Consider the following 23,045-nt stretch of genomic DNA (forward strand, 5'->3'; position numbering starts at 1 on the left):
GCGACATTCATCGGATCAAGTCGGCGGCATCCGCCGCCAACTCTTCATACAACCTCGCCAAGCGCTGGCCGTAGGCATCCCACGTGAAATCCGCCAACATCCAGGCGCGCCCGGCTCGCCCCATGGCCCGGCGGCGTTCGGCGGAGAGTCGGCTCGCCTCCCGCAGGCCATCCGCCAGCGCTTCCACGTCGGGAGCCACCGTCCAGCCGCAGCCCCGCATCGGCAGGTCCAGCCAGGGCGTGGCGCGGGTGGTGATCACCGGCACCCCCGCCATCAACGCCTCGGCCACCACCAGCCCGAAGTTCTCCGAACGCGACGGCAGCACGAACAGCGCGCTTTCCGCCAAGGCCCGCGCCTTATCCTCCCCATACAACGGCCCCGACAGTTCGACCCGGTCTTCCAGGCCCAAGGCCCGGATTTGCCCGGCCACCACCTGCGCGTGGCCGCCTTCGTCCGGACCGGCGATGCGCAAGCGCCAATCCGCGGGCATGGCCCTGGCCCAGGCTGCCAACAAAAGATCGAGCCCTTTTACCGGGTGGATGCGGGACAAAAACAGGGCGGTCTTGCCATCGCATGAGGAAACCGCTGCGCTGGGCGCCACGCCCAGCGGAACGACGCGGGTGGGCGTTCCCGGCAATAACGCGGTAACGGACTCACGCTCCGCCGCCGCGGTGACGTGGATCAGCCGGGCCGCGCGCAAGAGCCTTTCCTGATACAGGCGCCACGCCAGCCGCTTTTTGCCGGCCCGATGGCTCAGCGCCCAGGGCTCCAGCATGCCGTGCGGGCTGACGACCAAAGGCAGGCCCGCCTGATGGGCCGCCCGCGCCGCGGCAATGTCCGATTCCAGCCACAGGCCATGATCGTGAATGACGACCCGATGTCCGCCCTGCCTCAAGCCAAGCACCCGGTCGCGCAAGGTCCGCCGGAAGCGTACATACCGCTGGATGACGCTGCGGGGCCGTCGCAGCGCCCATAGCTCGACGCCGGGCGCGAAGGCACCGGGGGCGATGGACTCGGCATCCGACCAGGTGATGACCGCCGTCCTGTGCCCCGCGCGAGCGCAGCCGTTCGCGGCATGAACCACGGCGTCGGTCACGCCGCTGTTGCGCCACAGACGGGCGATCGTATGAATGACCGCTAACGTTCCGCTCATGGGATCAACCTTGGATTGGGGTGGGCAACCCGCCCACCCTACGACATGGCTCGATGATCTCATCCGCCGGTGGATACTGGAAAAAAGGCACCGGGGGCGCCCCGCCCGCCAGCCGGTGATGGAGCAAATCCACGAAGTAGCGCGCACCCGCTTCCGCGCTCAATCGCGCCAGCGCCAGCCGCCGGCGCTGCAGACGTGACGAGGGCGTGAATGCCCCCTCTTCCGCCAGTGCGACGATGGCTTGGGCGATCGCCCCAGGATCGCGCGGCGGCGCCAAACGGCCGAATGACGGCTCGTCCAGCATCAGCGATGCACCCACGCAGCTTGTGGCGACCACCGCCGTGCCGCCCATCAATGCCTCGCTCACCACCACCCCCCAACCGTCATCGGATGATGTGGAGGCCAACACCAGCACGTCCAGTTGCGCCATCACCTCACCGATGGATTCAATGGGCAGCACGCCGCGGAAATCTGCATCGACGCCGTGCTCCAGGCAAGTCTTTCTCAGCGCCGCCTCATCCAGCCCTCCGCCAACGAGGGTCAGGTGCGCCGGCCGTTTCAGCCTGGCCACGGCCTGTACCAGGTCGAAAACCCCTTTCATCGCCACCAGCCGGCCGACATAACCCACCCGGACGGCTGGCCGTCCCTGCCCGCCCGTCTCCCCGGACGATGACCGGGAAAGGCGAGGCGGCGCCACGAAATAGGCAAACGGGAACACCTTCTCGGACGGATAGCCGACCGACAGATACCAGGGCGGGCCATTCCTGCCGATCGCCAAAACCAGCTCGCAGTGCGAGCGTAACCATCCCTCGGTCAGCCGGGACTGCAGGTAACGCAGCCCCCCGGCCCAGCCTTCCCGCACGCGCGGCTCCGACAGGATGGCGAAGCGCGCACCGCAGGCCTTGACGGCTTGCAACCCGCGGATCAGCGTCGATAAATGCCGGGTTCCCGAAAACACATGAAAAGTGCCGGGATGCCGTCCCTGGACGAGCCGCTCGATCTGTCCGGCACCGGGGGCGATGAGAGTCTCGATGCCGTTGCCGTCGGGCGCCGACCAGCCCATGGCCTTCCGATCCGGCGGGACATCGGAATCCGCGCAACAGATGATTTCGACGTCGGGCAGGGTGCGGGAAACCGCCTGCATGAAATCGGATTTATGCGGGGAAACACAGGGCTCCCAGAAGATGATCCGCCGCAAGGGAATATCGGAATTCAAGGAAATGTCCATCATCGAAAAATAAAATCCTGAATCCTTTGCCCCACCGCAACCTCGGAAAACAACTCCATGGCGCGCTCCCGGCCTCGTCTCGCCCGTATGGCGCACTCTTCGGGATGGTCCAGCGCCCACAAGATGGCCGAGCAAAGCGCCTCCGGCGTGGCCTCATCGAGCAACAGAGCATTCCGGTCATCGAACAACAGCGGAATGTCGCTGGCTCTGGTCGAAATCAAAAGCCGACCGGCGGCAGTGATTTCCACCACCTTGGACGGAAAAGTGGTATCACCCATCCCGGAACCGGGCAGCTTGAGACACAATGCGGCATCGCAGGACGCCAGCTCCTGTTGATACTGCTCCATGGATAGATTGGTCTTTCTTTCCACGGAGACGCGCTCATCGTCGATTTGCGCGCGCAGCCGTTCGATCAGCCCCTCGCCACCGAAACCGGTGACGACGAATACCAGCGCCCCGTCGCGGTAATCCATGCGCTCGCGAATCAGCCTGACCGCATCGCAGAATAGGTTCAAGCCGGTATCCTCGCAAAGCGAGCCGCCATAGAGAATTCGAAACGAACTTTCATCGGGCGATGGCCTGGACATTGGGATATTCATCTGCCTGACCGCGCCATAAACGACGCAAGCGGGTTGCAATCCATGGTTCTGCGCAACCTGTAACGATACCGTCACCCCCCCTCGGCGGCACAAAAAACGAACCAGCTTATAAGTCATGAGATTGCCAATCTCGCGCCAGCTTGAGCATTTGTTCAAAGGCCCATCTTCCAGATCCAGTACGGCGGAATTTCCTTTCAGCCTTAATAGCAGCAGCGCAGGCAGATATTCCGGCATGAAGTTATAAATCAGCACCCGGTCGGTTTTCTTGATGAATCTCCGGCAAAATCCGGCAAAACCCATCGCGCCGAGCAACCGACGCAACACCGGGTCGGCGGCGACGCTGAGGTAAACGACGGGAGCGCCCCGCTCGCGGATGACATCGCCTCGAACCGCCCGGCTATTTGACGCTCGGCCCAACACCGGCAAGGAAACGGCATAGGCTCGACATCCCACGCTGCGAAGGGCCGATACGACCGAAAGCACCTTGTTGCTGGCAGCGCCGACATGGAGACGCTGCTTCAGCTTTTTCTCGTACCCGGGCGAATTGATCGCGCAAAAATAGAACACGCGGGGTTCGGTCTTCATGGGTCGTAGATTTTGACAACCTTGGCGGGTACCCCGGCCAAAAGTGCATTGGCTGGGTATCGTCCTGGCGTGACCACGGCGCCAGCGGCCACCACGGAGCCTTCGCCTATTCGCACGCCGGCGAGCAGGGTGCTTCCCACCCCGATCCATGACCCCGCCCCTACGACGATATCATCGGCAAAACCTTCCCCTGCGCGCCGCTCGGCCGTGCCAATTCGATGGCTGCCGCATACAAACTTCACCTCCGGAGCGATGTCGCAGCGGTCGCCAATCACAACGGACGACCCGACCGGGATATAAAACCTGCAGCCGATGCCAAGCCATCCATTGGCGCCGACGGATAACCCCCCGCGCCCGTATAATTTGATGCTTCCGGTAACATATGTATCTTTTCCAACATCAACCCCTGCGTATCTTAAACAAATAGCTTTTAATGAAAACAAACGTGTAACAGGTAGGTAAGATAGCAATAAATTAACAAAGTAGCTTCTAAACATAATGAGCAAGATATATTTAATATGTGCTGTCTTATATTTTTATCAAATTTCTAATGTAATATAAGTTTATCTTTTGTATTATAATACAATAAGCCATTATAATTATGCTGTAAGCAGAGAACCACATCGATGCCTGAATCGAATAAGCAGAGCATACCATCGATAAGACCCCCAAAGTATGAACAAACAATGATCTACCATAACTCACGAGACTTATATACTGTGCAATAAATGATACGACAAAAAAAGCAAACATATAATAATCGTATCCGAAATCTGCAATCATGCGTGGAATCGAATTTACCTGACACCATCCATAAGGTTGAGGCGGGTAGCCTTGGTAATGCTTATGCCCGAATAAGTCATCTGGTATATGCTCCACAAGACCAAATTTTGTTAATATCCTATACGGCCCATCAAACAAGAATTTACCAAAGAGTTTCCCATAGGTTTGCGCCTCTGATGCGTGTGTGCTTGTAGATACCAATGAATCAGATACATACAAGAAAAGTTCGATTGGACTGGTCGTTCTATCAGTACCTAATTCCAGAATGTTGTCACTAGTCCTCAATATACCAAATAGAGAAAACATTGTGGAAGCAAAAACAATAAAAATAAACGCCCTAACCATAAAATACAATCGCCTCTTTTTATTAGGAGAAACACGGCGAATCCTGTTTTGATATAGAACAAACGACAGTATGTAAAATAAGGTGCCAACGACAATATTTATTCTCCCGCCTATTGATAATCCGTGAAACACCAATCCAAGCCACAATGGCAAAAGTGACCGCCACCTAATCGCGCTCTTTTCGACATCTATGATAGCGAAATAAACTAGAATCGGATATGAAGCGTAAAAAATATAAGACATGATCAAAAAACGCTCATCTGTTCCCTCTATTACAGCAACTTGTCTGACGGAGGACAAACCACCATGCGTCACATAACTGACTAAAAACTCGAAAAATCCGATAAAAAGAAATAAAAAAGCTATCTTTTCACGATACCTGTCGATTAATATAATTCTATTAACCATCGAATGGCGATGAACATAATCTCCCATTTTTCGTTTGATTGAGTAGACAATAGAAGCCAACACAAAGCCGCAGGCACTGCTTATAAACATTTGCATCACCAGCTCTTTACTTCCTTCGTCAAAGATATATCCATAAAAATAATGGTCCTCCCTCGACTTACGCAGCTCACCACCCAGTATGGCAAGTGACCAAGCCACCCAGAAAACCACCTCGGCTGTAATAATTCTTTTTGTAAGCAGAAAGCAAATATAACCGCTCAGCAAAAGGATGCCTAAGAGATATATATAATAAGAATCAGAATTTGCTATTTCTGTTATCACGGCTAAATCAAATAAATATTATTAACCAGCATGTCATCGAGGTATCAAGTAATATACAATTTTATGTACGGATGTAACTTCTTGATAACAAGTTTTGCTCGAAGTGGAGTATGTTTTGCAATAAAATTTTTTATTTGGTGTCTCCAAAGAGCGTACATATACGCATTGCAAACCTGCTTTGGATAGATTGGGAACAAGTCATTGTTATTGACGTATGACCTGAAAGACTCCCTCAAGACGCGGTATTGGAGTCCTTTGATGTATCCGTCCGAGATTCGCTCGTCGCCATGAAGACAATAGTGGAACAGCGCCTCATTGACGTAAGAGTAGCTTTCAATCGACGCAAAATATTTGTATATGAAGTCGATGTCCTGCGTTCTCAGCAATTTGGGATTCCAGACAAGACCTGGAGGGATAGAATCACGCCGCATAAGGAGTGACGATATATGAGGACTAATGAGATTGCGTATAAAATCATGCGGGTGTCTATTATTATTATAATAATTCAACACCATACCACTCTCGTCTACTGTTTCAAAATCACATATAGAACATTGGGTATTTTCTGACTCTATTTTAGAGACCTGTATGCTTAACATTGATTTCTTGATCAGATCGTCTGAATCAAGAAACATGATGTATCTACCGGTGGCAAGCATCATTCCATGATTTCTTGCTACACACGCGCCTTGGTTAGGTTGCTTTACATAGCGAATCTGTTTGTTCGAATCGGCGCTTTTATCAGCAAGCCCACGAACTATTGATTCCGTCGAATCCGTGGAGCCATCGTCGACTACTATTATTTCAACTTTGCCATAATCCTGGTCCAATACTGAGGAAATCGTACTTTCAATTCTTCCGGCGCGATTGTACGTTGGTATTATAACTGTCACAGCGTCCATGGAATCATTCACCCCTTCATGCCGAACAGGTTTGTTTGTCGGTCTTCAACCTGAATACGGCAATATAGCCGGTGGTTCTTGACAGCATGTTGAATGTGATTGCCTTCAATATCAGGAAAAACCGCGAAATGAAGAAAAACAAAAACCTGTTTGGCAGTGTTCTTATGTATCTCGAACGCAGGTTATAAGGAATCAGCGAATCGCGGCGGAATCGAATATCGACCAGTTCAAGCCTGAACCTGGAATGATACTGTCTAGAAGCATTGCGATCAGAGAACAACAGAAGCAATCCTTCTGGATAATATGGCTTTATATTGGGCACCTCGAAAAACCTCAATTTCTAGATTTCAGCAATCGGAAAATCAATGTCTTGTAGGACGAAATTTAGTAAAAACGGTAGTTTTTCGAGGTGCCCTATTGTCGATGCGAGATGACATCAGAACCCTTTTCGCTCATATCGGTATCGACATAACACTCGCAACCCGCGGCCGTCGCCTTTTTCACCATCTCGGGAGAGATATCAACCCCAACGATATTCTGATATCCCATGCCCTTCAGCAGCAACATGTTTTCACCAATACCACATCCTACATCAAGAATGCGCGCGGACTTTCGGACATATCTACCAAAGCAGGACGCCAAGGTTCTTCTATCGAATTCTTGCATATATACCGTCTACGGTTTCTTGAAGACAAAAAAACGATGATAGGGCATCTCATGAATTCGGTAGGTTTTTTCCAGTACCGCATGAGCAGTCAAATCACTGACGATGCGTGATAGCGGATAACCACGCTTGTTTATTTCCCAATAATGCTGCCCATCGAACGTATGTTCCGGCGAACGGAGCTGCGGGCGCGGCACAAGAAATGGGTGCGTACCGAATTTGGGCACATGGATCTGGTATCGCCATACCCCTCTGGCATCGGGCAGGCTGATGACCACATGGCGTTTACTGACGCGCACCATCTCAGAAAACGCTTTCAATGAATGCTCATACGGCAGGTGCTCCAGCATCTGGAAAGCGCAAACCACGTCATAGGTCGCATCTTCGAAAGGCATGTCGGTTGCGGAAGCCACATGATCGGGCTTCAGTTCTGGATCAAAATCCAGGGTTTCGACCGCTATTCCCAGTGCCGTCGCCATGTGCTTGAATAGTCCGGGCCCCGGGCCAATCTCGAGCACCTTTTCCGGATCGAGCCGTTGGACTTCATCGAGCTGATGCCAGAGGCTTGACCATCGCTCCTTCGACATATAACGATGAAACTCATAGATGGATTTATCGACTTGTTTTTCAAAACGCATATCAGACCGTATCCGCTATTGATTTGAGCAGCGGCTTGCCGCTGTGAACGATGACCCACAGGATCAGCCACGTATAGGCGACAACGCCGAACCCCGAAAACAGGGCGATTGCCGCTACATCGCTTTTGAAAACGACATAGCCGAGATAAAGCGCGAGCACCTTGGTGCCCGTACTGAACAACTCGTAGATGAGCAGGCCGCGTTGAAGCCCCAACGCCGGAATGGCCGATACGGCCGGCTTGTTGATGTATTGGAAGAAAAGCCAGAGCGACAGCCATTGTGCATAGACGCCGGCGGTTTCCCATTCTGCTCCAAAAATCAATCCAAACAGCATCGGGCCCGCGGCGATCACGACAAGGAAAGGCAGCGCGCCGCTGAGCGCCAGACCCAGGGTCGCCTTGACGATCAACCCTTTTGCATCTTCCCCGCGATGTATTGCCTCGTTGATGCGCGGGTAAAAGACCTGCATGACCGATGTGCCGATAAGGCCAGCAGGCAAAGCCAACACGCCGGAAGCGATAGAAAAGAAGCCGACCTCGGATGGACCGAAACAAGTGGCGAGCATCATGACCGGCAGGCTTTGCGAGAAGGTATTCAGCAATTCTTGCGGGGTACGATACAGCGGGAAGTCACGATGGCTCTTGGCAAGCGTCCATGCGTTCGAGGGGGGATCCGAAACCTTTGCCGCAACCGGCTGGATTGCGCGTGACATGCGCCAGCCAAACAGCGCCATGGCCGTTCCCAGCAGGCCATTCAAGATGTTCATGACAATCAGCGCTATCGCTGCCGGGTAGGCGAATCCCAATCCCGCTTTCGCCGAATTGATCAAAAGCGCCTGCCAGATTGCGATTCTGGCTGTCAACGCGAAGGCTTTCTTCCTTATCAGCCACTGGCTGGCCACCCGGTTGACGACGGAGACCATCATGAACACCGGGATGAGGTAGATGAACGCAGCAATCTTGCCGGCGTTCAGCAAGTCAAGCAGTTCGGACCCATAGAGAAACAAAAGGACGGCTGCCAGGATGCACATGCCGATGCCGATATAGATCGACAGCCGGGCCAGTCCGGACGCCTCGGCATCGCTTTTAGGCAGGACGATGGCAACCGGGTAGTTCATGGCCGCGACGGTCCCGAGTATACCCGCGACGGACATGAACACGCCCTGGATGCCGTATGCCTCGGGGCCATAAAGACGGGTGACGATGGGCGAAAAGGCCATCGTAATGCCCTGAGCAGCCGCCGTACCGCCGGCAACCGCGAGGACATTGCGAACGAACGGCCGTCTGGTGAACTGAAATATCGTGTGGCGCACTGACATAATTTTTCAGCGAGTGGCGGGTAACCCGGATGCAACGCCGGGGCATCCGGGGCTCCCAATCCGGATCAAGCCGGAAAGGCCGGGTAGCGCGCGGCCAGACACCGGAACGGCGCGGGCATCGCGGTCGTAGGAGTTCATGACTGGCGCCCGGCCAAGATGTGCCGCATGGCTTCGGGACCGGGTTCCAGCCGGATGAGGTCGTTCAGCGTGTCGTCCGCTCCTGCCATGCCGGGTTCGCTCATCCGCCCTTCGTCCGTCAGGAAGTACCGTTGACTGGAGCGCCAGGCACCCAGCCCCGCCGGCTCGATCGACTCGGCCACTTCGCAGGCGGCCCGCCAGTGGCTTTCGCCATCGTATATCCCGATGGGAAAGATCGGGGGGTGATTTGTTCGGCTCCACGATCCGGCCCCTTTTCACCAGGTCTTGATACAGCCGGCCCGCATACACCAGGCTGCGCCGCACCATCCAGAGGGCACGGCGGCCTTGGAACTCGATGAGCAGGTAGACATGCGGCCCGTCGTCCTCGGGCGTCACCCGCCAGATGGCGTCGTCTTCCCGTTCGCGCAGGTCGTCGGTGACATGACCGCCGCCCCCCTTCTCCAGGCCGCCGTAGTCGACCCGGGACACCCCGTCTTCACGCACGAAGCCGCGTGGCAGGTCTTCCACGATGAGGGCGCGGGCGAAGACGTGCCTGTACGATCCGTCATGCATGGTCGTGCAGCAGGTTCCGGTTCGGCAATGGGTGGGGCCTGTTCACCAATGAGAGCCTGCTTTTCAGGTCTCGAATACCGCGGAAAGGCTTTCCGCGTCCAGCAGGCGTTCGGCCCAGGCCTCCAGCCGTTCGGGCGGCGCCTGCTGGATGCGTAGTTCGGCCCACTCCGGCAAAGGCCCAAAGCGACGGATGAGCAACCGGCGCAATACCAGAGCCTCCCCCATTCGGCGCCCTTCCTGACGGCCTTCCTGACGCCCTTCCTGACGCCCTTCCTGACGCCCTTCCTGACGCCCTTCCCGACGTCCCTCCTGGCGTCCTTCGGCGAGAACCTCCTGGTAAAAGCGGGTTTGCCTGAGATCGATGTCGGTAATGCCCAGCATAGCTTGTATCTCCTCGCGGCTGCTGCGCGGTAGTTTGTAGATCAGTATGGTTTCGATGAAATTGAGCAGTTCCAGGTCCTGGACTGGCCGCTGGATCATTCCGGCGGCACGGGCCAGTGCGACGTCAGTATCGTCGACGATCAACCGCAACAAATCCCAACCCGGGGTTTCGCTATCTTGCCCGCTGAGGACACCGAGGTCTACCCGCCGCACTTCCGGCAAACTCAGCAGGTTGGCGTAACCGCGGGGAATGCGCTCGATGCCGGCGCTGGGATACAGGACCAGAGCGCGCCATTCGCGGGGATGCGCCAGCCGTTGCAGGTAGAGGAAGATTTCGGCGAACAGGCGCCGATACAGCGTGTCGTCGGGCTGAAACTGGACTTCGATGAAAACATGGGGGTCGTCGCCGTCTTCGATCGGCGACAGCACGCCATCGATCCGGAAAGCGGCCTGTTTGAGCTCTTCGGACCGGAAGCGGTAGTGAGCCGCCCGGCCAGGGTCGAGGCCAGCCAGATCAAGGGCCACCGCCGGCCATTGACGAAAGAGTTCATGAAACAGGGTGTCGGTCTTCACAACCGTCCATCGACTTGATGGGCCGGAAACAGGTACTTGACGTCGTACAGCACGGCGCCGGGACGGCCATGGGCGCGGATGGCGAAGGCGCCCTGCCGGCGGAACTGGTCATGGGCGACCGCCAGGACGATGGCGTCGTACCGTCCGACGGGGGGGGCTTTCGAGGACGTCGATGCCATATTCATGCCTGGCCTCTTCCCGATCGATCCAGGGATCGTGGACTTCCACCTCGGCGCCGTAGCTCCGCAGTTCGTCGATGATGTCGACGACGCGGCTGTTGCGCAGGTCCGGGCAGTTTTCCTTGAAGGTGAGGCCGAGGATGAGTATCTTCGAGCCGCTGACCGGGATATGGTGCTGCATCATGAGCTTGGCGACTTGTCCAGCGACGTATTGCCCCATCTGGTCGTTGATGCGGCGGCCGGCGAGGATCATTTCCGGGTGGTAGCCGATTTCCTGCGCCTTGTGGGTCAGGTAATAGGGATCGACTCCGATGCAGTGGCCGCCAACCAGACCGGGACGGAACGGCAGGAAGTTCCATTTGCTGCCGGCAGCGGCGAGCACTTCGCTGGTGTCGATACCGAGCTTTTGAAACAGCATGGCGAGTTCGTTGATCAGGGCGATGTTGACGTCACGCTGGGTGTTTTCGATGACCTTGGCTGCCTCGGCGACACGGATGCTGCTGGCCGGGTGGGTACCGGCTTCGATGATGCGACGGTAGAGGGCATCGACGAAGGCGGCGGCTTCGGGCGTGGAACCGCTGGTGATTTTTTTAATGGTGGTGAGGCGGTGTTCCTTGTCGCCCGGATTGATGCGTTCGGGGCTGTAGCCGACGAAGAAGTAGCCAGTCGATCCGTCGGTTTCGCTGCGTCTTGATTCACTGTGGGTCGATGTCGGCACGGAGTGAAAAGCATTGCCCTCACCCCACCCCTCTCCCAAAGGGAGAGGGAGAGCCTCGCGGGCGCAGGCGAGGCCGGATTCACGCTCGAGGATGGGGACACAGACTTCTTCGGTGCAACCGGGGTAGACGGTGGATTCGTAGATGACCAGGTCGCCCGGCTTGAGCAGCCGCCCTACGGTCTGGCTGGCTTTTTCCAGAGGAGTGAGATCCGGGCGCTTGTAGCGGTCGATGGGCGTCGGCACGGTGACGATGTAGACGTTGCAGCCGGCCAGATCGTCCGGGGTGGTGGTGTAGCCGAGGTGCCTGGCGGCCTCGAGATCGTCGGGTGTCGTTTCGAGCGTGCTGTCCAGGCCGGCGCGAAGCTCGTCGATGCGTGCCTGTTTGAGGTCGAAGCCAAGGGTGGGGAAGTGCTTGCCGAATTCCACGGCAAGCGGCAGGCCGACGTAGCCAAGCCCGATGATGGCGATGCGGACGTTGTCAGGATTCATTGGATGGTTCAGGCGCGCGCGAAACGGATGACAGGAAGTTGGATGGGGTGGCGATGCGGCGATCGCCCGGACGCGGCGCGTGGTTCTTGAACGAACCGGTGGGCTGGTTCCGCGGGAGAAAGAGCCGCTGGCCGAGCCGGAAGTCTGCTGGCGGGAATGGTCGGGAGCATGACGCTTCGCTGCACGTTCAACACTTGAACACCAAGCATAGCCGGCCGAAGCGGGGTAGCAAGGGTCCTTTCGAAAAATTTTTTGGGGGGTTGCCGGAGAAATTAAGAGCCCTTTCACCCCGCGAACTCGCCGGTCTCTTCCAGGAATGCCTTGTAGGTTCGTTCGAGGCCTTCCCGCAAGGGAATCCTGGCCCGCCATCCGCAGTCGGCCAGCCGTTGAACGTTCAGCAGCTTGCGCGGCGTGCCGTCGGGCTTGGCGGTGTCGAATACGATTTCTCCCGCAAAGCCGGTGATTTCCCCGATGAGCTCGGCCAGCTCCCGGATGGTGATGTCCTCCCCGGTGCCGACGTTGAGATGGCTCTGCATGGGTTCCGTGCAACCATCATAGGCCGCCTTGTCGAGATCCATGATGTGCAGGCAGGCTTCGGCCAGGTCGTCCACGTGGAGGAATTCGCGCCGTGGGCGCCCGCTGCCCCAGATCACGACGTTGGGCGCCCTGCTCGCCTTGGCTTCATGGAAACGCCGCAGGAGCGCGGGGATCACGTGGCTGTTTTCCGGGTGGTAGTTGTCGCCGGGGCCGTAAAGGTTGGTCGGCATGGCACTGCGGTAGTCGGTGCCGTACTGGCGGTTGTAGGACTCGCAGAGCTTGATGCCGGCGATCTTGGCGATGGCGTAGGGCTCGTTGGTAGGCTCCAGCATGCCGGTGAGCAGCGCGTCCTCACCCATCGGTTGCGGCGCGAACTTGGGATAGATGCAGCTGGAGCCCAGAAACAGCAGCCTTTGCACGCCGGCGCGCCAGGCTTCGTGAATGAGGTTGGCCTCGATCATCAGGTTCTGGTAGATGAACTCGGCGGGATAGGTATTGTTGGCATGGATGCCGCCCACCTTGGCGGCGGCGACGTAGACCTGGTCGGGCTTCTCGGCCTGGAAAAACGCGCGGACGGCGGCCTGGTCGGTGAGGTCCAGCTCGGAGCGGGTACGAGTCAGGATGTTGGTGTGGCCGCGCCGCCGCAGCAGCCTGACGATGGCGCTGCCGACCATGCCGCGGTGGCCGGCGACGAAGATGCGGGGACTGGCTTCCATCGCCGTCTACTCGTTGTAATCGTAGGCGGTGAAGCCGGCCATCTTGACGAGGGCATCGCGCTTCGCGGCCGCGTAATCGCTCTGCACCATTTCCTTGACCAGTTCCCGCAGGCTGGTCTGGGGGCTCCAGCCGAGTTTCTCGCGCGCCTTGCTGGCATCCCCGAGCAGAGTCTCGACCTCGGTCGGACGGAAATAGCGCGGATCGACCCGGACGATGACGTCTCCGGCTTTCACCTTGACGTCCTTGTTGGATACGGCCACGACTCTGCCGGTTTCGCGTTCGCCCTCCCCTTCCCAGGCCAGCGAAATTCCCAGTTCTTCCGCGGCGAAGTCGACGAACTGGCGGACGCTGTACTGGACCCCGGTCGCAATCACGAAGTCGTCGGGCTGGTCTTGCTGGAGCATCAGCCACTGCATCTCGACGTAGTCGCGGGCGTGGCCCCAGTCGCGCAAGGCCGACAGATTGCCGAGGTAGAGGCACTCCTGAAGGCCGAGCGCGATGCGGGCGATGGCGCGGGTGATCTTGCGGGTGACGAAGGTTTCGCCCCGCACCGGACTTTCGTGGTTGAACAGGATGCCGTTGCAGGCGTAGATGCCGTAAGCCTCGCGGTAATTAACCGTGATCCAGTAGGCGTAGAGCTTGGCGACGGCATACGGGCTGCGCGGGTAGAACGGCGTGGTTTCCTTCTGCGGAACTTCCTGCACCAGGCCGTAGAGTTCCGAGGTGGACGCCTGATAGTAGCGGGCTTTCTTTTCCATTCCGAGGATACGGATGGCTTCCAGGATGCGCAGGGCGCCGATGCCGTCCGCATTCGCGGTGTATTCCGGCTCCTCGAAGCTGACCGCGACGTGGGACTGGGCCGCCAGGTTGTAGATTTCGTCCGGCTGCACCTTTTGGATGATGCGGACCAGACTGGTGGAATCGGTCAGGTCGCCGTGGTGCAGGATGAAGCGGCGGTCCTTCACGTGCGGGTCCTGGTAGAGGTGGTCGATGCGATCGGTGTTGAAGAGCGAGGTCCGGCGCTTGATGCCATGGACTTCGTAGCCCTTGCCGAGGAGGAATTCGGACAGGTAGGCGCCGTCCTGGCCGGTGACGCCGGTGATGAGAGCGATTTTTCGGGTCATGGTTTGGTCACGGGGTTTTGAATGGACTTTTCGCCGGGTGCGTTCGAATCCGCAGCCGTCGACAGCTCGACGTGCAGCGCGGCGATCTCGGCGCGCAGCGCTTCGTATTCCGCCTCCTTGCGCGCCAGGTAGGCACGGGTGAGGCTGAGCTTCTGTTCGATGCCTTGCGGGGTCAGCAAGTAGAGATAACCCAGCTTGCTGCCGCTGCGGCGGAAGTTGCCGGCCTTGATGAAGCCTTTTTCCAGCAGTGCCTTGAGGAGATAGTTGGTTTTTCCCAGGCTGATGCCGAGCCGCTCGGCAAGCACCCGTTGGCTGATGCCCGGGGAATCCTCCAGGTTCTTGAGAATCCGCAATTGGGCCTGTTCACGAGGGGTCATCGGTTCGGCGCAAGGTCTGTTCAGGCGTTGAACGCAGCTTAGCAGCCAAACGGGTTACGTCAAATTCGAGCGGCTTCGGTCGTCCATCGTCCGACGCAAGCGCACGCAAAGATTACGATCTTCGTCGGTCCCGGTTCCGGGGCGCGGGCCCGGACCCCGCCCGCAGGAAACGGCGCGCGGGTTTCAGTAGCCGAAGCCACTCCCCATCATCCACATTTGCGGATTTTCCGTCATGTCGAGCTTGAGTTCGGACGCCATGAGCCGCTTGTCCGCCTGGACTTTCCGGGCGGCGAGCTGCTTCAGGCGGTCTTCGGCCTGCTGGTCTCCCACGTAGACACAGTCGCAAAGCTCGTCGTCGGCATAGAGGTAGGTCACGGCCTTGCCGGTCCGGTGCGCGACCAGCTGGCGCTGCGGGATCTTTTCCAGGTTGGCCTGCTGCTGCGGATTCTGGGCGTAGAAGGTCGTGAACCCGGAGGCGGAAAGCAGTTCTTCGACGCTTTCGACCTTCTCTTCCCTGCCCGCACACCCCGCAAGGAGGAAGAACACAGACGCGACCACCGGAACACAACATTGGGCTGCGCCGCTCATCGCCGCCATCCGCCGTGTCGTGTTCATCCGCCGATCCTTCACAGACCGGCCTTGCCTCGGGTCGAGCCATTTCGGTTTCATGTCCACAGATCCGCCAGTGAAAAAGTCACGGCATCGAAAGGCGTCAGACGGACCGGATCGTCGTCCTTGAAGATGCCGAGCAACAGCCAGGAACCGTCGCGCAGCTCGAATCCCTCGAGGATGCGCGCCTGCGGATCGACCAGCCAGGCATGGCCCACGCCGCGACGGGCGTACAGCGGCAGCTTGATGGCTCGGTCCTTTTTGGCCGTATTGGGCGAGAGGATTTCGCAGACCCAGTCCGGCACCACTTCGAAACGGTGGTCCTCGGGCACCGCGGGCATGCGCTCGCGGCGCCAGCCGGCAAGATCGGGCACGACGACTTCGACGTCGCGGACGAAGTGCAGTTCCGGTTCCGGCAAAATCCACCAGCCGCCAGGGCCGCCCCGGCCTTTGTCAAAAGGTCCGCCCAGTTCGATGTTAAGGCTGCGCTCCACTAAGGCGTGCGGTCCGGCAGGCCGAGGCTGGGCGTAAAGCTCGCCATCCACGATCTCGCCGACCAGATTGTCGGGCAGCGCCATCAGACGCTCATAGGGTGTCGGTGCGGCTACGGCTCGTGCTTGTCCCATGGCTGTCGTTCCCCATTCGAAGGCCGCGCACAGTGTGCCGGCTTCGCGCCAGCGACGCAATGCGGCCGCTTCGAACGGTTTTTCCGTTCAAATGCCCCGCAACCAATGGTTCATAACAACCCCGGCCGGGCCGGCAGGGGTGGAAAATCGTCCATCGTTTCAGGCAAACGGCTTATTGGCACTAAATTTGCTTGTCCTGCGTATCCCTCTCGCCTTTCCCCAGGTTCCTCCATGACATTACTTCTGGCCTATGCCTCCGTGGCGGCCGCGCTATCTTCGGGTCTGCTGGCGCTGCTGGGGGAGCACCGCGCCGCCTGGACGGGACCGGCGCTGCAGGTCGCCAAGCTGGTCCGCATCCCCGTTCCCCTGCGCCCGAAGCCGGCGGTCGGCCATCATCGGCGCTTGCCGCACGCCTGGCGGCGCATGGTGTTCGCTCTGCTGACGGCGTCCGGCGTGTCGGCCCTGGGGGCGGGCCTCCTGCAGCTCCATGCCGATGCGGCGGTTTCCGGCCAACTGCCTTTCGGTCTGCCCTGGCTGCATTGGCATGTGCGGCTCGATACCTTGTCGGCCTTCTTCCTCGTGGTGCTCGGCCTGGGCGTCATCGCCGCGGGCGTCTACGGTCCGGGCTACACCCGCCAGTTCGCCGGCCAGTACTCGTTCGGGGCGCTCGGTCTCTTCACCGGCTCGTTCGTGGCCGGCATGGAGGGGGTCCTGATCGCGGACGATGCCTATCTCTTCGTGATCGCATGGGAGGCGATGACGGTATCGAGCTATTTCCTGGTGGGTTACCAGCACGAGCATGCCTCGCACCGGCGGGCGGCTTTCCTCTACCTGCTGATGGGCGAGGTAGGCGCCATCGCCATCATCCTCGCGTTCGGCATCCTGGCCGCGGCTTCACACAGCTTCGCCTTCGACGCCTGGCGGGACGCACACGTCACGCCGGCCTGGGGAACCGCCGCCTTCCTGCTGGCCCTGGCCGGGTTCGGGATGAAGGCGGGTCTGGTGCCGCTTCACGCCTGGCTGCCGGAAGCCCACCCCGCCGCGCCGGCCCACGTTTCCGGCCTGATGAGCGGGGTGATGCTGAAGATCGCGGTCTACGGACTGCTGCGTTTCGCGTTCGACCTGCTGGGCGACGTGCAGTGGTATTGGGGCGCGATCGTGCTGGGCCTCGGAACCGGCTCGGCGGCGCTCGGCATTCTGTACGCGGTGGTGCAGAGCGACCTGAAGCGCCTCCTGGCCTACTCTTCGATCGAGAACATGGGGATCGTGTTCATGGGGTTGGGCCTCTGCATGGTCTTCATCGGCAAGGGACACGTGCAGCTCGGGCTGATCGGCCTGGTCGCCGCCCTGTATCACGTGCTCAACCACTCATTGTTCAAGAACCTGCTGTTCCTGGCGGCGGGCTCGGTGGTCCACCAGACCCATCGGCACGATCTGGAACACATGGGGGGCTTGATCAAGCGCATGCCGGTCACCGCCGGACTGTTCCTGGCGGGCTCGGTCGCGATCGCCGGCCTGCCGCCGCTGAACGGCTTCGTCTCGGAGTGGCTGACCTTTCAGGCGGCCCTGCAGGCGGCGTCGGTCATCGACAACGGCATCCTGCGCAGCATGGTCTCGGTGGCGGCGGCGATCCTGGCGTTCACCGCCGCCGTGGCCGCGGCCTGTTTCGTCAAGCTCTACGGCGTGGCCTTCCTGGGCCAGCCGCGCGAGCGGCGCTCGGCCCATGCCCACGAGGTGTCGCATTCCGGCATGCTGTGGGCGCCGGCCATGCTGGCCGGCCTGTGCCTGCTGCTCGGGGTGCTTCCGACCTGGGTGCTCGACGCCATGCGCCCCATCACCCGCCAACTGCTCGGGGAAACCCTGACCAGCGCTTCGGCCCGAGGCTGGCTGTGGCTGACGCCGGGCGGCGTCAGCACGGCTTCGTACTCGGCCCCGCTGGTGCTGCTGGCGATGGCGCTGGCCTGGTGGCTCCTGCGCCGGCTCGAGCGTCGCGGGCCGGCGGCCGACGTCCGGCGCGCGCCGGCCTGGGATTGCGGCTTCGGGGGACTGAGCCCCCGCATGCAGTACACCGCCGCCGCCTTCGCTCAGCCGGTCAGACGCATCTTCGCGCCGGTGTGGGAGACCGTCGAAACCTCGACCCCGGAGACGGCGGCCGCCAATCCCTTGCAGGTCACCGCCCTGAGCTACCGGCTGGAGATCGGGGACCGCTCCTGGCGCTGGCTGTACCTGCCGCTGACCCGTGTGGTCGAGGATTTGGCCCGCCAGACGGCGCGGATCCAGACCGGGCAGGTGCGGATCTACATCGCGTATTCCTTCATGACGCTGATCGTTCTCCTGGGAGTCGTAAGCTGATGGACTGGTTGCTCGCCCTGATCCAGGCCGTGCTGTTCACGCTGCTGGCGCCGCTGTTTTCGGGCTGGCTCAAATGGGTCAAGTGCCTGCTGCAGAACCGCCGCCCGCCCCCACCGTGGCAGCCCTACCGCGACCTGCGGAAGCTGTTCGGCAAGCGCCCGGTGGTCGCCGACACCGCATCGTGGCTGTTTCCGGTCACGCCCTACGTCGTGTTCTGCGCGGCGGCCCTGTCCGGCGCCATCGTGCCGTTCTTCGCCGTAGACCTGCCGACGGCGGCCATCGCCGACATGATCGTGCTGGTGGGCTTCTTCGCCCTGGGCCGGTTCTTCCTGGCCCTGGCCGGGATGGACGTCGGCACCGCCTTCGGCGGCATGGGCTCGTCGCGGGAGATGACCATCGCCTCGCTGGCGGAACCGGCCATGCTCATGGCCATCTTCACCCTGGCCCTGACCGCCTCCACCACCAATATTTCCGTCGCCATCGATTATCTGCTGGACACCGGCCTGGCGCTGCGGCCTTCCTTCCTGTTCGCGCTGGGGGGACTGCTGCTGGTGGCGGTGGCGGAAACGGGGCGGATCCCCATCGACAACCCGGCCACCCATCTCGAGCTGACCATGATCCATGAAGCCATGATCCTCGAATACAGCGGCCGCCATCTGGCGCTGATCGAATGGGCCGGCCAGATCCGCCTGATGCTGTACGGCGTGCTCATCGCCAACATCTTCCTGCCCTGGGGACTGGCCCGCGAATTCACGCCCGAGGCGCTGGGCATCGGGGCCGCGGCCATCGCGGCCAAGCTCGGCGCGCTGGCGGTGGCCCTCGCGCTGGCGGAAACCTCGGTCGCGAAGATGCGGCTGTTCCGGGTCCAGGAGTTCCTGGGGTTCGCTTACCTGCTCAGCCTGCTCGGCATGCTGAGCCACATCATCCTGGAGGTCTAGGCATCATGCCCGTTCCGGCTTACTCGGTCTACGAACAGGCGATCCTGTTCATCGCCGCCCTGGTAGTCTTCACGTCGTTCCTGATGCTGGGCCAGAAACGCCTGTCCGGCATGATCCATCTGTTCGCGGCCCAGGGCGCGCTGCTGGCCGCCACCACCGCGCTCGCCGCCTACGCCCTGCCCTACCCGCACCTCTACGTCTCCGCCCTGATCATCGTGACGCTGAAAGTCATCCTGATACCGGCGATGCTCCACCGGCTGATCGTCCGCCTGGACATGCACCGCGACGCCGAGCCGCTCTACCTGTACGGCTACGTCATGATGGCCGCGGCCGCGCTGGTGATGTTCAGCTATTACGTCGTGGAGCCGATCGAGCACCTCTCCACGCTGGCGACCCGCAACGCCATGGCGGTGAGTCTGGCGGTGGTGCTGCTGGGGATGCTGCTGATGATCACCCGCCGCCAGGTCGTCACCCACGTGATCGGATTCATGGCGATCGAGAACGGCCTGTTCTTCGCCGCCGTGGCCTCGACCCAGGGCATGCCGATGGTGGTCGAACTCGGCATCGCCTTCGACGTGCTGGTGGCCGCCGTCATCTTCGGCGTGTTCTTCTTCCACATCCGTTCCAGCATCGACTCGCTGGACGTGGACCGGCTGAACCGCCTGAGCGAGGTGGAACCGTGAGCGCGGTCTACTGGATTCTGGGCATCCCATTCGCCGGGATGCTCTATCAGGCCTGGCGCGGCGATGCGCCTCAGGCCGGGCGGCTCAACACCCGCTTGTGCGGCCTGGTGTTCCTGGCTTCGCTGGTGCTGGCGGCCACGGTATTGCGCCAGGGCACCATCGAACTGGCGGACCTGCAATTCCGCGTCGATGCCTTCAATGTCTACCTGATCGTGCTGACCGCCTTCGTCGGAACCACCACGGCGATGTTCTCCGCGCCCTACATGGCCAACGAGCGTGAACACGGGCGGGTGAACGCCGCGCGCATGCGGCTCTACCACGCCATGTACCAGGGCTTCATGTTGACCATGTACCTGGTGCTGACCACCAACAACCTGGGGTTGATGTGGGTGGCGATGGAAGGCGCGACCCTGGCCACGGTGCTGCTGGTCAGCCTGTACCGCTCCCCGGAGTCGATCGAAGCGGCGTGGAAATACTTCATCCTGTGCGGCGTCGGCATCGCCCAGGCGCTTTTCGGCACCGTGCTGCTCTATTTCGCCGCGGGCCAGGTGGAAGGAATGGGCGAGTATGGCCTGCAATGGTCGGTGCTCCACGCCCATGCCGCCGAACTCAATCCCACGGTCATGAGCATCGCCTTCGTTTTCCTGCTGGTTGGATACGGTACCAAGATCGGGCTGGTGCCTCTGCACAACTGGCTGCCGGACGCCCACTCCGAAGGTCCGACCCCCATGTCGGCCATCCTCTCCGGCCTGCTGTTGAACGACGCGCTGTATGCGGTGGTGCGCTCCAAGATGCTGGTGGACGGTTCCCTGCAAAGCCAGCTCGCCGGCCACCTGATGATGGGCTTCGGCCTGCTGTCGTTCCTGGTCGCGGCACTGTTCCTGCACCGCCAGCGCGACATCAAGCGGCTGTTCAGCTACTCCTCGATCGAACACATGGGCATCATGACCTTCGCCTTCGGCCTGGGTGGCCCGCTGGCCACCTTTGCGGCGCTGATGCACATGACGGTGCACTCGCTCACCAAGTCGGCGATATTCGTCACCGTCGGCCATGCCGCCCAGATCACCCGCACCCAGCGGATCGAGCACATCCGCGGCCTGCTGCGGACCCAGCCGATGGTCGGCTGGGGGTTGGTGCTGGGGGTGGTGGCGATCGCGGGAATGCCGCCGTTCGGCGTCTTCACCAGCGAATTCCTGGTGCTCACCGCCACCATGCAGGAATTTCCCTGGCTGACGCCGCTCCTGCTGCTGGGGATCGCCATCGCCTTCGCCGGGCTGTTCCGCCATCTGCACCCCATGGCCTATGGCCCCCGACCGGCAGGACAGGCGCCGGTGCAGGCCAACCTCTGGCCGGTGATGGCCCATCTCGGCATCGTCCTCTGGCTGGGGCTCGCGATTCCGGGCGTGCTGGCCGACTGGTTCAGCCAGGCCACGCGGCTCATAGCCGGGAGCGCGCCGCTATGACCGCCACCCGAACCGCCGTCAAGGAGGACGGATTCATGGTCATCGATCGGCTGACGGCAAGCTTGCAGAGCCTGGGAACCCCGGAGTTCGGCAACGAGAAGGCCCAGGCGGGCGCCGTAGGGCCCGCCCTGCTGTGTCCGGTCATCCCCGAGGACTGGGGGGTCGCCGCCGAAGCCGCCGCGGCCCAAGGCTGCCGCTGGGCTGCGGGCTGGGGCGAGGCCCGCGGCGAAAGCTGGGTCGTCAATGCCCTCCTCGAAAAATCCGGCGACTACCTGCTGCTCAGAACGGTGCTCCCGCCGGGCCGGACCGGCCTGCCCTCGCACACGCCGCACTTCCCCGGCGCGGCCCGTCCCGAACGCCATACGCGGGACCTGCTGGGGCTGAAATTCACCGGCCATCCCGACGACCGGCGCTGGGTGCGCCATCAAGCCTGGGGTGAACGCGAGTTCCCGCTGCGGCCGGATTTTCCCCTGTCCGGCCAGCCACCGGCCGTCACGGCGCCGGACCGGAGCTATGGATTCGCCTCCGCCCACGGCCCCGAGGTGAACGAAATCCCGGTCGGCCCCGTCCATGCCGGCATCATCGAACCGGGGCATTTCAGATTCCTGGCGCTGGGAGAAACGGTGCTGAACCTGGAAGAACGCCTCGGGTACGTGCACAAGGGTATCGAGAAACTGGCCGAGGGCCGTGATCCCGAAGGACTGGCGCGACTGGCGGGGCGGGTATCCGGCGACACGACGGTGGGCCACGCCTGGGCCGCGTGCCAGGCCATGGAATGCGCCGCCGGCGTCGCGCCGCCGGAGCGGGCCCTGTGGCTGCGGGCGATCTTCATCGAACGGGAGCGGGTCGCCAATCATCTCAACGACATCGGCGCGATCTGCAACGACACGGCCTTCGCCTTCGGTCACTACCAGTTCAGCCGCCTGCGCGAACTCTGGCTCCGTGACAACCTGCGCTGGTTCGGCCATCGCCTGCTGATGGACCGGATCGTGCCGGGCGGTGTCGCCGTGGACCTGCCGGCGGAAGCCACCAGCGCGATGCCGGGCGCCATGGCTGCCTTGCGAAGCGAGCTGGAAGAACTGAAGCCGATATTGGATGAAAGCACGATCTTTCAGGACCGCGTGGTCGGAGCGGGCGTGCTGCCGGAACGCATCGTCCGGGAACTGGGCTGTCTGGGCTACGTGGCCCGGGCCTGCGGCATCGGCCGCGACGTGAGGGAGCGGGCGCCGCACGCGCCGTACGACCGGCTGGGGGTCAAGGCCGTCACCCGCAGCGACGGCGATGTCGCTGCCCGCCTGTATGTCCGTTACGAAGAACTGTTCGCTTCGCTGGACATCATCGACCAATGCCTGCAGCGGATCGAACCGGGACCGCTGCGGACGGCCTGGCGCACCCCTCCGGCAAATGCCGAGGGACTGGGCCTGGTGGAGGGATGGCGCGGCGAAATCGCCACCCATGTGCGCTTCGACGGCAGCGGCAGCATCGTCCGCTTCTTCCCCCGCGACCCCAGCGTCTTCAACTGGCCTGCCCTGGAAAAACTCATCCTTGGCAACATCGTGCCGGACTTCCCTCTGTGCAACAAGTCGGTCAACGGCTCGTATTCCGGCCACGACCTCTAGGAGCC

23 protein-coding genes and 1 pseudogene are annotated in these 23,045 nt (G+C 60.7%); 5 read left to right on the forward strand and 19 right to left on the reverse strand.

The features are described 5' to 3' along the window. Nucleotides 1–7: 7 nt before the first annotated feature. From H156_RS16290 to H156_RS0114625, 19 genes and pseudogenes are all read right to left on the reverse strand, one after another. Nucleotides 8–1,153, reverse strand: a complete 1,146-nt coding sequence (locus H156_RS16290) for a glycosyltransferase (RefSeq protein ID WP_017364165.1) — start codon at nt 1,151–1,153, stop codon at nt 8–10. Nucleotides 1,154–1,157: 4 nt separating this feature from the next. Then, on the reverse strand, nt 1,158–2,369 hold the full coding sequence (locus tag H156_RS0114555; RefSeq protein ID WP_161625752.1) for a glycosyltransferase: 1,212 nt from the start codon (nt 2,367–2,369) through the stop codon (nt 1,158–1,160). A gap of 11 nt (nt 2,370–2,380) precedes the next feature. Next, complete coding sequence (locus H156_RS16490; RefSeq protein ID WP_017364167.1) at nt 2,381–3,565, reverse strand: glycosyltransferase; 1,185 nt, start codon at nt 3,563–3,565, stop codon at nt 2,381–2,383. Beyond that, entirely contained in the window at nt 3,562–4,062 is a 501-nt protein-coding gene (locus H156_RS16815; protein ID WP_081504018.1) for an acyltransferase, read from the reverse strand. Before H156_RS16815 ends, H156_RS16490 begins: the two co-directional genes overlap by 4 nt. Before the next feature lie 31 nt (nt 4,063–4,093). Next, nucleotides 4,094–5,422 (reverse strand): hypothetical protein, encoded by a 1,329-nt coding sequence (locus H156_RS17120; RefSeq protein ID WP_154656740.1) that lies wholly within the window; start codon nt 5,420–5,422, stop codon nt 4,094–4,096. 44 nt (nt 5,423–5,466) lie between these two features. Next, nucleotides 5,467–6,324: a glycosyltransferase family 2 protein gene (locus tag H156_RS16820; protein WP_081504016.1), complete on the reverse strand. Its 858-nt coding sequence runs from the start codon at nt 6,322–6,324 to the stop codon at nt 5,467–5,469. Between the two features lie 414 nt (nt 6,325–6,738). Continuing rightward, entirely contained in the window at nt 6,739–6,990 is a 252-nt protein-coding gene (locus H156_RS16825; protein ID WP_081504017.1) for a class I SAM-dependent methyltransferase, read from the reverse strand. 9 nt (nt 6,991–6,999) lie between these two features. After that, nucleotides 7,000–7,626: a class I SAM-dependent methyltransferase gene (locus tag H156_RS0114580; RefSeq protein ID WP_017364171.1), complete on the reverse strand. Its 627-nt coding sequence runs from the start codon at nt 7,624–7,626 to the stop codon at nt 7,000–7,002. Nucleotide 7,627: 1 nt separating this feature from the next. After that, on the reverse strand, nt 7,628–8,944 hold the full coding sequence (locus H156_RS0114585) for a lipopolysaccharide biosynthesis protein (protein WP_017364172.1): 1,317 nt from the start codon (nt 8,942–8,944) through the stop codon (nt 7,628–7,630). Between the two features lie 134 nt (nt 8,945–9,078). Beyond that, the gene (locus tag H156_RS17575; RefSeq protein WP_017364173.1) at nt 9,079–9,264 is read right to left on the reverse strand and encodes a hypothetical protein; all 186 of its coding nucleotides are present in this window, start codon (nt 9,262–9,264) and stop codon (nt 9,079–9,081) included. A gap of 100 nt (nt 9,265–9,364) precedes the next feature. Then, nucleotides 9,365–9,655: pseudogene (locus H156_RS17815) on the reverse strand (Rpn family recombination-promoting nuclease/putative transposase); the annotation flags it as partial. Between the two features lie 63 nt (nt 9,656–9,718). Beyond that, nucleotides 9,719–10,609, reverse strand: coding sequence for a DUF2887 domain-containing protein (locus H156_RS16300; protein ID WP_051220202.1), 891 nt, complete (start codon nt 10,607–10,609; stop codon nt 9,719–9,721). Next, nucleotides 10,606–10,794, reverse strand: a complete 189-nt coding sequence (locus H156_RS17730) for a hypothetical protein (RefSeq protein ID WP_238536841.1) — start codon at nt 10,792–10,794, stop codon at nt 10,606–10,608. The genes H156_RS16300 and H156_RS17730 overlap by 4 nt, the downstream gene beginning before the upstream one ends. After that, nucleotides 10,718–11,995: a nucleotide sugar dehydrogenase gene (locus H156_RS16305; protein WP_238536842.1), complete on the reverse strand. Its 1,278-nt coding sequence runs from the start codon at nt 11,993–11,995 to the stop codon at nt 10,718–10,720. The genes H156_RS17730 and H156_RS16305 overlap by 77 nt, the downstream gene beginning before the upstream one ends. Nucleotides 11,996–12,279: 284 nt before the next feature. Continuing rightward, nucleotides 12,280–13,248 (reverse strand): GDP-L-fucose synthase, encoded by a 969-nt coding sequence (fcl, locus tag H156_RS0114605; RefSeq protein ID WP_017365098.1) that lies wholly within the window; start codon nt 13,246–13,248, stop codon nt 12,280–12,282. Between the two features lie 6 nt (nt 13,249–13,254). Next, a complete protein-coding gene (gmd, locus tag H156_RS0114610; protein ID WP_017365099.1) occupies nt 13,255–14,373 on the reverse strand; it encodes a GDP-mannose 4,6-dehydratase in 1,119 nt (372 codons plus the stop codon). Then, complete coding sequence (locus tag H156_RS0114615; RefSeq protein WP_017365100.1) at nt 14,370–14,750, reverse strand: MarR family EPS-associated transcriptional regulator; 381 nt, start codon at nt 14,748–14,750, stop codon at nt 14,370–14,372. The genes gmd and H156_RS0114615 overlap by 4 nt, the downstream gene beginning before the upstream one ends. Before the next feature lie 183 nt (nt 14,751–14,933). Further along, complete coding sequence (locus H156_RS0114620) at nt 14,934–15,365, reverse strand: hypothetical protein (RefSeq protein WP_238536843.1); 432 nt, start codon at nt 15,363–15,365, stop codon at nt 14,934–14,936. Nucleotides 15,366–15,415: 50 nt separating this feature from the next. Beyond that, nucleotides 15,416–15,985 carry a Uma2 family endonuclease gene (locus H156_RS0114625; RefSeq protein ID WP_026045909.1) on the reverse strand — a complete coding sequence of 190 codons (570 nt, stop codon included), beginning with the start codon at nt 15,983–15,985 and terminating at the stop codon, nt 15,416–15,418. Between the two features lie 105 nt (nt 15,986–16,090). Here H156_RS0114625 and hyfB point away from each other — a divergent pair, with 105 nt between their 5' ends. Genes hyfB through H156_RS0114650 form a run of 5 tightly spaced genes read left to right on the forward strand, consistent with a single transcriptional unit; the run spans nt 16,091 to nt 23,040 of the window. Continuing rightward, the gene (gene hyfB, locus H156_RS0114630; protein WP_036246574.1) at nt 16,091–18,337 is read left to right on the forward strand and encodes a hydrogenase 4 subunit B; all 2,247 of its coding nucleotides are present in this window, start codon (nt 16,091–16,093) and stop codon (nt 18,335–18,337) included. Continuing rightward, the gene (locus H156_RS0114635; protein ID WP_010960435.1) at nt 18,337–19,275 is read left to right on the forward strand and encodes a respiratory chain complex I subunit 1 family protein; all 939 of its coding nucleotides are present in this window, start codon (nt 18,337–18,339) and stop codon (nt 19,273–19,275) included. Before hyfB ends, H156_RS0114635 begins: the two co-directional genes overlap by 1 nt. 5 nt (nt 19,276–19,280) lie before the next feature. Then, nucleotides 19,281–19,958: a formate hydrogenlyase gene (locus tag H156_RS0114640; RefSeq protein WP_017365104.1), complete on the forward strand. Its 678-nt coding sequence runs from the start codon at nt 19,281–19,283 to the stop codon at nt 19,956–19,958. Beyond that, on the forward strand, nt 19,955–21,421 hold the full coding sequence (locus tag H156_RS0114645; protein WP_010960433.1) for a hydrogenase 4 subunit F: 1,467 nt from the start codon (nt 19,955–19,957) through the stop codon (nt 21,419–21,421). The genes H156_RS0114640 and H156_RS0114645 overlap by 4 nt, the downstream gene beginning before the upstream one ends. Beyond that, a complete protein-coding gene (locus tag H156_RS0114650; RefSeq protein WP_017365105.1) occupies nt 21,418–23,040 on the forward strand; it encodes a hydrogenase large subunit in 1,623 nt (540 codons plus the stop codon). Before H156_RS0114645 ends, H156_RS0114650 begins: the two co-directional genes overlap by 4 nt. Nucleotides 23,041–23,045: the final 5 nt, after the last annotated feature.

The organism is Methylococcus capsulatus str. Texas = ATCC 19069, assembly GCF_000424685.1.
Taxonomy (GTDB): domain Bacteria; phylum Pseudomonadota; class Gammaproteobacteria; order Methylococcales; family Methylococcaceae; genus Methylococcus; species Methylococcus capsulatus.

Excerpts from the sequence above, each read along its gene's own strand:
- H156_RS16290 (WP_017364165.1), bottom strand. The coding sequence starts at position 1,153 with ATGAGCGGAACGTTAGCGGTCATTCATACGATCGCCCGTCTGTGGCGC.
- H156_RS16490 (WP_017364167.1), bottom strand. The coding sequence starts at position 3,565 with ATGAAGACCGAACCCCGCGTGTTCTATTTTTGCGCGATCAATTCGCCC.
- H156_RS16815 (WP_081504018.1), bottom strand. The coding sequence starts at position 4,062 with ATGTTTAGAAGCTACTTTGTTAATTTATTGCTATCTTACCTACCTGTT.
- H156_RS16820 (WP_081504016.1), bottom strand. The coding sequence starts at position 6,324 with ATGGACGCTGTGACAGTTATAATACCAACGTACAATCGCGCCGGAAGA.
- H156_RS16825 (WP_081504017.1), bottom strand. The coding sequence starts at position 6,990 with ATGCAAGAATTCGATAGAAGAACCTTGGCGTCCTGCTTTGGTAGATAT.
- H156_RS0114580 (WP_017364171.1), bottom strand. The coding sequence starts at position 7,626 with ATGCGTTTTGAAAAACAAGTCGATAAATCCATCTATGAGTTTCATCGT.
- H156_RS0114585 (WP_017364172.1), bottom strand. The coding sequence starts at position 8,944 with ATGTCAGTGCGCCACACGATATTTCAGTTCACCAGACGGCCGTTCGTT.
- H156_RS17730 (WP_238536841.1), bottom strand. The coding sequence starts at position 10,794 with ATGAATATGGCATCGACGTCCTCGAAAGCCCCCCCCGTCGGACGGTAC.
- H156_RS16305 (WP_238536842.1), bottom strand. The coding sequence starts at position 11,995 with ATGAATCCTGACAACGTCCGCATCGCCATCATCGGGCTTGGCTACGTC.
- fcl (WP_017365098.1), bottom strand. The coding sequence starts at position 13,248 with ATGGAAGCCAGTCCCCGCATCTTCGTCGCCGGCCACCGCGGCATGGTC.
- gmd (WP_017365099.1), bottom strand. The coding sequence starts at position 14,373 with ATGACCCGAAAAATCGCTCTCATCACCGGCGTCACCGGCCAGGACGGC.
- H156_RS0114615 (WP_017365100.1), bottom strand. The coding sequence starts at position 14,750 with ATGACCCCTCGTGAACAGGCCCAATTGCGGATTCTCAAGAACCTGGAG.
- H156_RS0114620 (WP_238536843.1), bottom strand. The coding sequence starts at position 15,365 with ATGAACACGACACGGCGGATGGCGGCGATGAGCGGCGCAGCCCAATGT.
- H156_RS0114625 (WP_026045909.1), bottom strand. The coding sequence starts at position 15,985 with ATGGGACAAGCACGAGCCGTAGCCGCACCGACACCCTATGAGCGTCTG.
- hyfB (WP_036246574.1), top strand. The coding sequence starts at position 16,091 with ATGGTTCATAACAACCCCGGCCGGGCCGGCAGGGGTGGAAAATCGTCC.
- H156_RS0114635 (WP_010960435.1), top strand. The coding sequence starts at position 18,337 with ATGGACTGGTTGCTCGCCCTGATCCAGGCCGTGCTGTTCACGCTGCTG.
- H156_RS0114640 (WP_017365104.1), top strand. The coding sequence starts at position 19,281 with ATGCCCGTTCCGGCTTACTCGGTCTACGAACAGGCGATCCTGTTCATC.
- H156_RS0114650 (WP_017365105.1), top strand. The coding sequence starts at position 21,418 with ATGACCGCCACCCGAACCGCCGTCAAGGAGGACGGATTCATGGTCATC.